This window comes from Mycobacterium sp. pW045, from assembly GCF_041287085.1.
GTDB classification, from domain to species: domain Bacteria; phylum Actinomycetota; class Actinomycetes; order Mycobacteriales; family Mycobacteriaceae; genus Mycobacterium; species Mycobacterium algericum_A.
This window is the reverse complement of record NZ_JBGGKU010000001.1, coordinates 128,344-140,206: the sequence shown is the minus strand read 5'-3', so window position 1 is coordinate 140,206 and position 11,863 is coordinate 128,344. Positions and strand designations below refer to the sequence as shown.

The 11,863-nt window shown below is 69.9% G+C and carries 12 protein-coding genes; 10 read left to right on the top strand and 2 right to left on the bottom strand.

What is annotated here, in order from left to right; translation table 11 throughout:
* The first annotated feature begins 3 nt into the window (after nucleotides 1-3).
* Both ACAG20_RS00655 and ACAG20_RS00650 read left to right on the top strand, forming a co-directional pair.
* Entirely contained in the window at nucleotides 4-765 is a 762-nt protein-coding gene (locus tag ACAG20_RS00655; RefSeq protein ID WP_370491144.1) for a hypothetical protein, read from the top strand.
* A 10-nt stretch (nucleotides 766-775) separates the two neighbouring features.
* Nucleotides 776-1,915, top strand: coding sequence for a glycosyltransferase family 4 protein (locus ACAG20_RS00650; protein WP_370491143.1), 1,140 nt, complete (start codon nucleotides 776-778; stop codon nucleotides 1,913-1,915).
* Between the two features lie 78 nt (nucleotides 1,916-1,993).
* On the opposite strand, the gene ACAG20_RS00645 is transcribed toward ACAG20_RS00650, so the two are convergent.
* Complete coding sequence (locus tag ACAG20_RS00645; RefSeq protein WP_370491142.1) at nucleotides 1,994-3,796, bottom strand: long-chain fatty acid--CoA ligase; 1,803 nt, start codon at nucleotides 3,794-3,796, stop codon at nucleotides 1,994-1,996.
* Nucleotides 3,797-3,952: 156 nt separating this feature from the next.
* Here ACAG20_RS00645 and ACAG20_RS00640 point away from each other — a divergent pair, with 156 nt between their 5' ends.
* From ACAG20_RS00640 to ACAG20_RS00620, 5 genes are all read left to right on the top strand, one after another.
* Complete coding sequence (locus ACAG20_RS00640; protein ID WP_370491141.1) at nucleotides 3,953-4,348, top strand: polyketide cyclase / dehydrase and lipid transport; 396 nt, start codon at nucleotides 3,953-3,955, stop codon at nucleotides 4,346-4,348.
* A gap of 82 nt (nucleotides 4,349-4,430) precedes the next feature.
* Nucleotides 4,431-4,868: an SRPBCC family protein gene (locus ACAG20_RS00635; protein WP_112688675.1), complete on the top strand. Its 438-nt coding sequence runs from the start codon at nucleotides 4,431-4,433 to the stop codon at nucleotides 4,866-4,868.
* On the top strand, nucleotides 4,865-6,145 hold the full coding sequence (locus ACAG20_RS00630; protein WP_370491140.1) for an ArsA family ATPase: 1,281 nt from the start codon (nucleotides 4,865-4,867) through the stop codon (nucleotides 6,143-6,145). Before ACAG20_RS00635 ends, ACAG20_RS00630 begins: the two co-directional genes overlap by 4 nt.
* Complete coding sequence (locus ACAG20_RS00625; protein ID WP_370491139.1) at nucleotides 6,142-6,510, top strand: hypothetical protein; 369 nt, start codon at nucleotides 6,142-6,144, stop codon at nucleotides 6,508-6,510. The genes ACAG20_RS00630 and ACAG20_RS00625 overlap by 4 nt, the downstream gene beginning before the upstream one ends.
* A gap of 128 nt (nucleotides 6,511-6,638) precedes the next feature.
* On the top strand, nucleotides 6,639-7,373 hold the full coding sequence (locus ACAG20_RS00620; protein WP_370491138.1) for a lysophospholipid acyltransferase family protein: 735 nt from the start codon (nucleotides 6,639-6,641) through the stop codon (nucleotides 7,371-7,373).
* On the opposite strand, the gene ACAG20_RS00615 is transcribed toward ACAG20_RS00620, so the two are convergent.
* On the bottom strand, nucleotides 7,334-8,620 hold the full coding sequence (locus ACAG20_RS00615) for a glycosyltransferase 87 family protein (protein ID WP_370491137.1): 1,287 nt from the start codon (nucleotides 8,618-8,620) through the stop codon (nucleotides 7,334-7,336). The two genes, ACAG20_RS00620 and ACAG20_RS00615, sit on opposite strands and share 40 nt — an antisense overlap.
* A gap of 93 nt (nucleotides 8,621-8,713) precedes the next feature.
* On the opposite strand from ACAG20_RS00615, the gene ACAG20_RS00610 reads away from it, so the two are divergent.
* From ACAG20_RS00610 to ACAG20_RS00600, 3 genes are all read left to right on the top strand, one after another.
* Nucleotides 8,714-9,763: a hypothetical protein gene (locus tag ACAG20_RS00610; RefSeq protein ID WP_370491136.1), complete on the top strand. Its 1,050-nt coding sequence runs from the start codon at nucleotides 8,714-8,716 to the stop codon at nucleotides 9,761-9,763.
* 7 nt (nucleotides 9,764-9,770) lie between these two features.
* Nucleotides 9,771-10,277 carry a polyadenylate-specific 3'-exoribonuclease AS gene (locus ACAG20_RS00605; protein WP_370491135.1) on the top strand — a complete coding sequence of 169 codons (507 nt, stop codon included), beginning with the start codon at nucleotides 9,771-9,773 and terminating at the stop codon, nucleotides 10,275-10,277.
* 184 nt (nucleotides 10,278-10,461) lie between these two features.
* Complete coding sequence (locus ACAG20_RS00600) at nucleotides 10,462-11,847, top strand: class II 3-deoxy-7-phosphoheptulonate synthase (RefSeq protein ID WP_370491134.1); 1,386 nt, start codon at nucleotides 10,462-10,464, stop codon at nucleotides 11,845-11,847.
* The last annotated feature ends 16 nt before the right edge of the window (nucleotides 11,848-11,863 follow it).

Sequence of the window (11,863 nt, the reverse complement as noted above, 5' to 3'; positions counted from 1 at the left end):
ACGATGCTGGCCGTCCCGGCACCGCCGCCGGTGGATGCGCCGCTGATCGTCGGGGATCAGCGCAGCGTCGTCCTGGAGAATCTCGGCGGCCCGCCCGGTGAGGCGTTGCTGTCCCGGGTGGCCGCCGACATCGGATCCGCCGTCGAGGCGGTCGAAGCGTTCTGGGGGACCGACTGGTCGCACCACATCCAGTTGACGGCCACCGGCTCGGATCGGCAATTCGCCACGCTGGCCGGCGGCGCCGCCGGTGATGTCACACAGTGGTCCGACGTCGCCGCGGTCGCGGTGGCCGACCGGGTGGACCCCGAACGCCGGGTGGCCGCCGGACAGCGGATCGTCTTCGCCCCCGGCGCGGCCGCGATGAGCACTCCGGCGCTGCGAATCGTGTTGAGGCACGAGCTTTTCCACTATGCGGCCCGCGCCGACACCGCTCTCGACGCGCCGCGCTGGCTGGTCGAGGGCGTCGCCGATTTCGTGGCCCGTCCCGCCCCGGATCCGGCCGGCGCGCCCGCGGTGCCGGTGGCCACGGCCGACCTGCCGTCGGACGCCGACCTGGACGTACCGGGACCGCGGCGGACACAGGCCTACGACCGGGCGTGGCACTTCGCCAGGTTCGTCGCCGCCCGGTTCGGACCGGCCAAGCTGCGCGAGCTCTACCTGTCGGCCTGTGGTCCCGGGCACGTCGAGCCCGCCGTCGCCGTGCCGCTGGTGCTGGGCGTGGATCTACCGGACCTGCTCGCGGGTTGGCAGCAGTGGCGCGGCTAGCATCCCTGCAGTGAGCCGGGTGCTGCTGGTTACCAACGATTTTCCGCCGCGCCCCGGCGGCATTCAGAGCTATCTGGAAGAGCTGGTGCGCCGTATCGCCGGTTCAGGCCGCCACGACGTGACGGTGTACGCGCCGCAGTGGAAGGGCGCCGACGCCTTCGACGAGGCGGCGGAATCCACCGGCTACCAGGTGGTCCGCCACCCGGGCACGCTGATGTTGCCGGGTCGCGCCGTCGATACCCGGATGCGCCGCCTGATCGCTGAACAGGCCGTCGACACGGTGTGGTTCGGCGCGGCCGCGCCGCTGGCGCTGCTGGCGCAGCGGGCGCGCGCCGCCGGTGCCGGCCGGGTGGTGGCCAGCACCCACGGCCACGAGGTCGGCTGGTCGATGCTGCCGGTGGCGCGCTCGGTGCTGCGCCGCATCGGCGAGTCGTGCGACACCGTCACCTTCGTCAGCCACTACACCCGCGGCCGGTTCGCATCGGCGTTCGGTCCCCACGCCGCGCTGGAGCACCTGCCGCCCGGGGTGGACACCGACCGCTTCCGCCCCGACCCCGGCGCCCGTGCCGAACTGCGGGCCCGCCACGGGCTGGGCGGTCGGCCCACCGTGGTGTGCGTGTCGCGGCTGGTGCCGCGCAAGGGCCAGGACATGCTGATCCGCGCGCTACCGGCGATCCGGCGCCGGGTCGACGGTGCCGCGCTGGTGATCGTCGGCGGCGGCCCGTATGCCGACACACTGCGGCGGCTGGCCGTCGAGTGCGGGGTCGCCGATGCGGTGACGTTCACCGGTGGCGTGCCGGCCGCCGACCTGCCCGCCTACTACCTGCTCGGCGATGTCTTCGCGATGCCATGCCGCACGCGTGGTGCCGGGCTCGACGTCGAGGGGCTGGGCATCGTGTTCCTGGAGGCGTCGGCGGCGGCTGTGCCGGTGGTCGCCGGTGACTCGGGCGGCGCACCGGAGACCGTGCTGGACAACCGGACCGGGCGGGTGGTCGACGGCCGGTCCGTGGAGCAGATCGGTGATGCCGTCAGCGGATTGCTGGCCGACCCCGACCGCGCCGCCGCGATGGGCGCCGCGGGGCGGGAGTGGGTGATGAGTGACTGGCGCTGGGAAACCCTGGCCGCACGCATGGCCGACCTGCTGGCGTGAGGACGCCGACGGTGCGGTTTGATCGCGCTTTCCACCAAAAGCCGACCAAACCGCTCACCGGGGCGCCGGAACCGCCGGTCAGTCCTTGGTGTAGATCGCCTCGATCGCGTCGGCGAACTTCTCGGCGACCACCTTGCGCTTGACCTTCATCGTCGGGGTCAGCTCACCGGTGGCCTCGGTGAAGTCGACCGGCAGGATCCGGAACTTGCGGATCGACTCGGCGTGCGAGACCGTCAGGTTGGCCTGTTTGACCGCCGCGTCCACCTCGGCCAGCAGGTCCGGGTCGGTGGCCAGGTCAGCGGCGGTGGCGGTGTCGGCTTTGCTGTTGCGCTGTTTCCAGCCTTCCAGAGCTTCCGGGTCGATGGTGATCAGCGCCCCGATGAACGGCTGGGCGTCGCCGACGACCATCGCCTGGCTGATCAGCGGGTGCGCGCGCAGCTGGTCCTCGAGCACCGCGGGTGCGACGTTTTTGCCGCCGGCGGTGACGATGATCTCCTTCTTGCGGCCGGTAATCTTCAGGTAGCCGTCGGCGTCGATCTCGGCCAGGTCGCCGGTCTTGAACCAGCCGTCGGTGAACGCCTCGGCGGTGGCCTGCTCATTGCGCCAGTAGCCGCTGAACACCACCCCGCCGCGGACCAGCAACTCACCGTCCTCGGCGACGCGCATGCTGTTGCCCGGCACCAGTTTTCCGACGGTCCCGACCTTCATGGCGCCGACCGGGTTGACGGTCACCGCGGCGGTCGTCTCGGTCAGCCCGTAGCCCTCGTAGATGGACAGGCCGACGCCGCGGTAGAAGTGGCCGAGCCGTTCGCCCAGCGGCGCGCCACCGGACACCGACGCCCGGCAGTCGCCACCCAGCGCCGCGCGCAGCTTGTGGTAGACCAGCTTGTCGAACACCGCATGCTTGAGGCGCAGCAGCAGACCGGGGCCGCCACGGTCGAGGGCTTCGCTCCAGTCCACCGCGGTCTGGGCAGCCATCTCGAAAATTCGGCCCTTGCCGTCGTTGGCGGCGTTCTGCGCGGCGGTGTTGTACACCTTCTCGAACACCCGCGGCACCGACACCACCACGGTCGGCTTGAAGACCGCGAACATCGGCACCAGATTCTTGATGTCGCTGGTGAATCCGACCGTGACCCGGTTGGTGAATGCCGCCAGGGTCAGGGCGCGGGCCAGCACGTGAGCCAACGGCAGGAAGATCAGCAGGCGCTGGTCGGGACCCAGCAGGGTCGGCAGGGCCGCTTTGGTGCCGCGCACCTCGTGGAGCAGGTTGGAGTGGGTGAGCTGGCAGCCCTTGGGGCGGCCCGTGGTGCCCGAGGTGTAGATCAGCGTCGCCGGGTCGGTGGCCTTGAGGGCGGCCCCGCGCGCGGTGAGCTGCGCCGGGTCCTGGCCCGCGCCGGCCTCGGCGAGTTCATCGAAGGCCTTGGCGCCCGACCCGTCGATGGTCAGCACCCGCCGCAGCGCGGGCAGTCCACCGGCGAGTTCGTTGATCAGTCGGGCGTGGGCGTCGGTCTCGGCGAACGCCAGCACCGCGCTGGAGTCCTCCATCACCCAACGCACCTGCTCCGCCGAGGACGTCTCATAGATCGGCACGGTCACCGCGCCGATGGACAGGATCGCGAAGTCCAGGATCGCCCACTCGTAGCGGGTCGCCGAGAAGATCGCCACCCGGTCGCCGGCGGCCACTCCCTGCGCGATCAGACCCAGTGCGGCCGTGCGGATCTGCGCGGCGGCAGCGGCGCAGCTGACGTCGGTCCACGCGCCGTCCACGAGGCGCTGGTAGATGACGTGGTCGGGATTGTCGCGCTCGTGTTCGAAGACGATCGCGGCGACGTTGTCGTGCTCCTCGACGGTGAACGGCGCCGGAACACTGAACTCACGCATTCGAATGACCTCTCTTGGCAGCCCGGGTGTCTGTCCGACCAGCCTAATAGGCGCGCCCCGGCAGATGTGACGGTGTTCACTGTCGGGCGAGGAGAAGCCCGCTGGTGTGCACCGGCGGCGTTCCGCCCCGGGGACGTCATATGTGAAGCTGGGGCGATGAACAGTATCCAGGTTGCCGATGAGACCTTCATCGCCGCATCCGGCGCACAGGTGGGGGCCCTCGTCGCCGACCGGTCGAGCTGGCGGCGGTGGTGGCCGGACCTGCAGCTGCAGCTGGTCGAAGACCGCGCGGAAAAGGGCGTCCGATGGACGGTGGGCGGCCCGCTGACCGGAACCATGGAGATCTGGCTGGATCCGATGCTCGACGGGGTGCTGCTCCACTATTTCCTGCACGCCGAACCCAGCGGGGTGACCGGCCGCCAGCTGGCCAAGTTGAACCTGGCGAAGCTCAACCATCGCCGCCGGGTGGCGGGCAAACGGATGGCCTTCGAGGTGAAGGCCCGCCTGGAGCAGGCCCGACCCGTGGGTGTCGCCCCGGCCGCTGTGAGCTGAGCCGGGCTGAACGGGCGGGCGCGGCGAGGTAGCGTCTCTGCCGAGGGCTGGTGGCAGGCGAATGAGTTAGGGAAGTAACCACGTGGCGGACAAGACAGCTCAGACCATCTTCATCGAGGCGGATCCGGGCACGGTGATGAAGGTGATCGCCGACATCGGCGCCTACCCCGAATGGGTGTCGGAGTACACCGAGGCCGAGGTGCTCGAAACCGACTCCGACGGATACCCGAAGCAGGCCCGGCTGGTGCTCGACGCCGCGGTGCTCAAGGACACCATGGTGCTGGCCTACGACTGGCCGCAAGACCGTCGCAGCGTGCGCTGGTCATTGGTGTCCAGTTCGCTGTTGAAAGCGCTTGACGGCGAATACCGCTTGGCGCCCAAGGGATCCGGCACGGAAGTCGTCTACGAGCTGTCGGTCGACCTGATGATCCCGATGATCGGTCTGCTCAAGCGCAAGGCGGAGCGGCGACTGACCGACACCGCGCTGAAGGACCTGAAGAAGCGAGCCGAGGCTGAGTGACGCCGTCTGAGGCAGCAACGCCCCCGGTCGCGCCGATCAGTCTGTTCGTAGGCAAGGGCGGCGTGGGTAAGTCCACGCTGGCGGCGGCAACCGCGGTCGCCGAAGCGCGCGCCGGGAACCGGGTGCTGCTGATCTCCACCGACCAGGCGCACTCGGTCGGTGACGTGCTGGGCGTCGCGGTGGTGCCCGGCGCCGGCCGTGACCCGGTGTCGGTGGTGCTCGACGACGCCGGCCCCGGCGGGCTTGACGTGCTGGCGCTGGACACGCTGGCGCTGCTCGAGGCGCACTGGGTCGCGGTGGTCGAGGTGCTGGCCGGGCGATTCCCGGAGTCTGATCTGGGTAGCGTTGCCCCCGAAGAGCTTTCGGCGCTCCCCGGCGTCCAGGAGGTGCTCGGCCTGCATGAGGTCGGCGAGCTGGCCGGCAGCGGTCGGTGGGACCGGGTCGTCGTCGACTGCGCGTCCACCGCCGATGCAATGCGGATGCTGACGCTGCCCGCCACGGTCGCGCTGTATGCCGAGCGGTCCTGGCCGCGGCACCGCAGGCTCAGCGGGCCCGACGGCGCGTCGGACGCACTGGTCGAGTTGATCGAGCGGATCAGCGGCGCCGCCGAACGGCTGGCCACGCTGCTGACCGACGAGGCGCTGGTCGGGGCCCACCTGGTGCTGACCGCCGAGCGCGTGGTGGCCGCCGAAGCGGTCCGAACCCTGGGGACGCTGGCGCTGACCGGGGTGCGCGTCGACGAGCTGATCGTGAATCAGATCCTGTTGCAGGATGATTCGTACGTCTACACGAATCTGCCCGCTCATCCGGCGTTCGACTGGTACGCCGAGCGGATCCGTGAGCAGCACGGCGTTCTGGAGGACTTGGACCGCGCCATCGGTGACGTGGCGATGGTGCTGGTCCCGCACCTGGCCGGCGAACCGATCGGCCCCAAGGCGCTTGGCGAGCTGCTCGAGGGCAGCCGGCGACGCGGCGGCTCGGCACCGCCGGGGCCGGTGCGGCCGGTGGTCGACCGGGAGTCGGGTTCCGGACTGGGGGCGGTGTACCGGTTGCGGTTAGAGTTGCCCCAGGTCGATTCCGGTGCGCTCAGCCTGGGCCGCTCCGGTGACGACCTGGTCATCGGTGCCGGTGGCACCAGACGCCGGGTCCGATTGGCGTCGGTGCTGCGACGATGCACGGTTGTGGACGCGACGCTGCGCGGCAGCGAACTGACGGTGCGCTTCCGGCCGAACCCGGAGGTGTGGCCGGTGAGCAGTGACGAGGAGGTGCGACGTTGAGCGCTGGCGCGCACCGTGATCTGGGTGAGCTGGGGCCGGAGTTGCGCAAACTCGCCCAGGCGATCCTGGATCGCCTCGACCCGGCGGTGCGGGCGGCGGCGATGCTGGCGGCGGCCGATGCGCCGGGTAAGTGCCAACAGGTGTGGTGCCCGGTGTGTGCGCTGGCGGCGTTGGTGACGGGGGAGGAGCACCCGTTGCTCAGCGTCGTCGCCGAGCACAGCGTGGCGTTGTTCGAGGTGATCCGAGCGGTGGTCGGTGAGACCGGTGACAGGCCGGGCCCGCCCGACGGCCCGCCGCCGGACGGGGCCGGCGGCGCGCCGGCCAAGACCGGTTATGAACACATCCCCGTCACGATCGAGCACTGAACGCGGAAAGCTAAGGAATTCCCCGGAATCTCCGTTGTGACGAATCACCGTGTGGCCCTGGCCACCGCTGGTCGGTAAAGTTGGCGCGAACACGGCCGGTGTTCGCGGACAGCAGGGAGGGAGGGGCCATGTGGTATTGGCTGTTCAAGTACGTACTGCTGGGTCCGCTGCTGGCCCTGATCGGACGGCCGAAAGTCGAGGGGCTGGAGAACATCCCCGAGCGCGGTGCGGCGATCCTGGCCAGTAATCACCTCGCCGTCATGGACAGCTTCTACCTGCCGCTGGTGGTGCGCCGCCGGATCACCTTCCTGGCCAAGTCGGAATACTTCACCGGCACCGGCATTAAGGGCTGGTTCACCCGCTGGTTCTACACCGCGGTCGGCCAGGTGCCCATCGACCGCACCGACTCCGACGCCGCACAAGCCGCGCTGAACACCGCCCAGCGGATCCTCAAGGACGGCAAGCTGCTCGGCATCTACCCCGAAGGCACCCGGTCACCCGACGGCCGGTTGTACAAGGGCAAGACCGGGCTGGCCCGGCTCGCGCTGCACACCGGCGTCCCGGTGATTCCGGTCGCCATGGTCGGAACCAACGTCGTCAACCCGCCCGGGACGAAGATGTTGCGCCCGGGCCGGGTAACGGTCAGGTTCGGCAAGCCGATGGACTTCTCCCGCTTCGACGGGATGGCCGACAACCGCTTCATCGAGCGGGCGGTCACCGACGAGGTGATCTACGAGCTGATGGGGCTCTCCGGGCAGGAGTACGTCGACATCTACGCGGCGAGCCTCAAAAACGGTGCCGCACAACAGGACGGGGCAACGGCTCAGCCGGTCGCCCGGTTTCCGGAGACCGCCGCAGGCTGATCCGGAGTGCTCCGGCGGTCCGGACGCAGCATCGCGCCGGCCGTGATGATCACCGCCAGCGCCCACCACACATAGGATGTGCCGGCCAACTGGCGCCACCACGCCGCGCCCGCCTCGTGATGCTCGGGCAGCAGGTCGATCGGACTGCGCATCATCAACGCCACACCCAGTGCGCTGAGCACGCCCAGCGCGATCGCGCGGTGCCGGTAGGCCACCACGGCGGTCACCACCACCGTCGGCAGCATCCACACCCAGTGGTGCGACCACGACACCGGTGAGACCACCAGCCCGAACAGCGCCACGCAGATCAGCGCCAGAATCGGCTCCCCGACATCCCGGTTGAGCAGTCGGCGGGCCGCCCACACCGTCACCGCCAGGACCAACAGGCTGCCCAGCAGCCACAGTGCGGAGCGCTGAGGTTCGCTCAGCGGCAGCCGGGCCAGCGCGCCGGCCAGATTCTGGTTGGTGTTCAGCGTCGCCCCGCCGATGCGGTCGGTGTTGCGGACCGTGTGCGTCCAGTACTGCCAGGAGTCGCTCCAGGCCAGCACGAAGCCCGCCAGGGTCGCCACCAGAAACGATGCGACGGTGGTCACCGCGGCGCGCCCGTCGCGGCGCAGCAGGAAGTACAGCAGAAACACCGCCGGGGTCAGCTTCAGCGCCACCGCCAAGCCCAGCAGCGCGCCCCGCGGCCAGTAGGTGCGGCGCGGTACGCAGTCGGCGATCACCAGCGTCATCAGCACGGCGTTGACCTGGCCGAAATCGAAGTTGGACCAGATCGGCTCGGCGTCGAGCCAGATGGCCGCCGCGACGATCGCTGCTGCCAGCACACCCCGCCGCCACCACTGCGGACCGCTGCCGCGGCCCACTGCGACGCCCAACCCGGCGAGCACGACGGTGATCGACACCACCAGCAGCAGCGTCGAGACGATCGTCAGCGCGGCGGTGCCCGAACCGAGCGACACCCAGGTCAGCGGGGCGAATAGGACGGCCGCGATCGGGGGATAGGTGAACGGCAACACCGTGCCATCGATCTGGGTGGGAAACCAGTCGTCGCCGTAGAGCGGTTGCCCGTCCCGCCACGCCTGCGCGGCCATCCGGTAGACGTCGACGTCGATGTGGTACGGCGTGCTGCCGAGCGCCCGCCACGTCGTGTAGCCCAGGGCTCCGATCGCCAGCACGGCGAAGATCCACCAGACGGAACCGCCCCCGTGCCGACGGCCCGGCTCGGGCGGCCGCGATGTAGTCATGTCGCAGGACAGCCTATCGGGTGGTGAGGATTTCCCGGGCCATGCCGGTGGTGATCCCAGCGTGGAGTGTGGTGAGGGCGTACGTTGCATTAGGTGCTCGAATGGTTCCGCGACGACATCATCGGACGCGGCAGATTGCCGCTGCTGTGCTGCCTGCTCGCGTTCCTGGCGACGTTTCTGGTGACCCGCGCCGTCGTCCGCTATATCCGCAGCACCGCCGGTCGTGTCGGCGCCCCCCGGTGGTGGCAGCCGCGCAACATCCACATCGGGTCGAAGCACATCCACCACGTGGTCTTCGGGGTGCTGCTGGTGATGGTCGCCGGGGTGACGCTGGTGGCCGCCGGCCCCCATGGGCACGAACCGGCATTCAGCTTCGCCGCGATCGCGTTCGGGATCGGCGCGGCGTTGGTGCTCGACGAGTACGCGCTGATCCTGCACTTGTCGGATGTGTACTGGGAAGAGGACGGGCGCGCCTCGGTGGATGCCGTCTTCGCCGCGACGGCGGTGGCCGGTCTGCTGGTGCTGGGCTTTCACCCGCTGGCCTTTCTGTTGTCGCTGTGGCACGACACCTCCTCGCCGCTGATCCGCGCCGGGGTGTTCGCCGGGCTGGTGACGTCGCTGCCGCTGGGTGTGGTGGTGTTGTTGAAGGGCAAGGTGTGGACCGGGCTGATCGGGATGTTCTTCTTTCCGCTGTTGGTGGTCGGCGCGATCCGGCTGTCCCGGCCGCACGCGCCGTGGGCCCGCTGGCGCTACCTGCCCCGGCGCGAGCGGATGCGCCGCGCGTTGCTGCGCGAACGCCGGCTGCGACGCCCGGTGATCCAGGCCAAGCTCTGGCTGCAGGACGCCGTCGCGGGCCGGCCGCAGCTGCCCGATGAGCGGGTCGTTGACGCCGAGCTCGACCGCGAGGTGCGGGCGGCGTCGGCGCCGACACAACCGATCATGATCGGGCGGCCGCGGGTTCCCACCGGGCGGGCCGCCGCCTCCGACCGGCCGGTCTACCCCGGACCGATGCCCGGCCGGTCGGCGCCGGCCGGGCGGTCTGCGCCCAATCGCGCGGTCGCCGACGCGTCTGCGCCCACAATGCCCTTTTCCACGCCGCTTCCGGCCCATCGGCTACAGCGCCCCGGCGGTCCCGGGAGATGAGCGGGAGGTGAGATATTTCTACGACACAGAGTTCATCGAGGACGGCCGCACCATCGAGCTGATCTCGATCGGCGTGGTCGCCGAGGACGGGCGGGAATATTACGCGGTCTCCACCGAATTCGATCCGGGCCGGGCCGGTCCGTGGGTCCGCACCCACGTGCTGCCCAAGCTGCCCTCCCCGGCATCCCCGGCGTGGCGATCACGGCGCCGGATCCGCGACGATCTCGAGGAGTTCTTCGCAGTCGACGACGGCGAGCCGATCGAGCTATGGGCCTGGGTGGCGGCTTACGACCACGTGGTGTTGTGCCAGCTGTGGGGCACGATGCCCGACCTGCCGCCGTCGATCCCGCGCTTCACCCACGAGTTGCGTCAACTCTGGGAGGACCGGGGCCGGCCGCGGCTGCCACCGCGGTCGGCAGGCAGCCATGACGCGCTGGTGGACGCCCGCGACCAGTTGCGACGCTTCCAGGTGATCACGGCCAACGACGATGCGGGACGCGGAGCGGACCGTTGAGGAGTCGGCCCATCAGCACGGCCAACGACGATGCGGGGCGCGGAGCGGGCCGTTGAGGAGTTGGCCCATCGGCACGGCCAACGACGATGCGGGGCGCGGAGCGGGCCGTTGAGGAGTTGGCCCATCGGCAGCGCCACCGAACAGGCCTGATCAGCGCGGGTCGTTCCCCGGCTACCATGGTCGGGTGAACTGGACCGTTGATGTACCGATCGACCAGCTGCCGGCGCTGCCGCCGCTGCCCGCGGACCTGCGTGAGCGCCTTGATGCCGCGCTGGCCCGCCCGGCTGTTCAGCAGCCGAGTTGGCCCGCCGACCAGGCCAAGGCAATGCGCACGGTGCTCGAGAGTGTCCCGCCGATCACGGTGGCGTCCGAGATCGTCCGGCTCAAGGGCCTGCTGGCCGAGGTCGCCCGCGGGGAGGCCTTCCTGCTGCAGGGCGGCGACTGCGCCGAGACCTTCGCCGACAACACCGAGCCGCACATCAAGGGCAACATCCGCACCCTGCTGCAGATGGCGGTGGTGCTCACCTATGGGGCATCCACGCCGGTGGTCAAGTTGGCCCGCATCGCGGGCCAGTACGCCAAGCCCCGCTCGGCCGACATCGACGCACTTGGGCTGAAGTCCTACCGCGGTGACATGGTCAACGGATTCGCCCCGGACGCCGCCGTGCGTGAACACGACCCCTCCCGATTGGTGCGGGCCTACGCCAACGCCAGCGCGGCGATGAACCTGGTGCGGGCGCTGACCTCCTCGGGGCTGGCGTCGCTGGAACTGGTGCACGACTGGAACCGGGAGTTCGTCCGTACCTCGCCGGCCGGTGCGCGCTATGAGGCGCTGGCCAGGGAGATCGACCGCGGCCTGCGGTTCATGAACGCCTGCGGGGTCGCCGACCGGGAACTGCAGACCGCCGAGATCTACGCCAGCCACGAGGCACTGGTGCTCGACTACGAGCGCGCCATGCTGCGAATGGCCGACATCGAGGGCGAACCGAAGCTCTATGACCTGTCGGCGCACTACGTGTGGATCGGTGAGCGGACCCGCCAGCTCGACGGCGCACATGTCGGCCTGGCCGAGGTGATCGCCAACCCGATCGGTATCAAGCTGGGGCCCACCACCTCGCCGGAGCTGGCCGTCGAGTACGTCGAACGGCTCGACCCCAACAATGAGCCGGGCCGGCTCACCCTGGTCAGCCGGATGGGCAACTCCAAGGTGCGCGATCTGCTGCCGGGGATCATCGAGAAGGTGCAGGCCACCGGTCACCAGGTGATCTGGCAGTGCGACCCGATGCACGGCAACACCCATGAGGCTTCCACCGGTCACAAGACCCGGCACTTCGACCGGATCGTCGACGAGGTACAGGGGTTCTTCGAGGTGCATAACGCGCTGGGCACCCACCCCGGCGGCATCCACCTGGAGTTCACCGGCCAGGACGTCACCGAGTGTCTCGGTGGCGCGCAAGCCATTTCGGATGCGGACTTGGGCGGGCGCTACGAGACCGCGTGCGACCCGCGGCTCAACACCCAGCAGAGCCTGGAGTTGGCCTTCCTGGTCGCCGAGATGCTGCGCGGCTGATTTCATTCACCGCGAG

Coding starts and splice junctions, on each gene's coding strand:
- ACAG20_RS00655 (WP_370491144.1), top strand. CDS start 4: ATGCTGGCCGTCCCGGCACCGCCGCCGGTGGATGCGCCGCTGATCGTC.
- ACAG20_RS00645 (WP_370491142.1), bottom strand. CDS start 3,796: ATGCGTGAGTTCAGTGTTCCGGCGCCGTTCACCGTCGAGGAGCACGAC.
- ACAG20_RS00640 (WP_370491141.1), top strand. CDS start 3,953: ATGAACAGTATCCAGGTTGCCGATGAGACCTTCATCGCCGCATCCGGC.
- ACAG20_RS00620 (WP_370491138.1), top strand. CDS start 6,639: ATGTGGTATTGGCTGTTCAAGTACGTACTGCTGGGTCCGCTGCTGGCC.
- ACAG20_RS00615 (WP_370491137.1), bottom strand. CDS start 8,620: ATGACTACATCGCGGCCGCCCGAGCCGGGCCGTCGGCACGGGGGCGGT.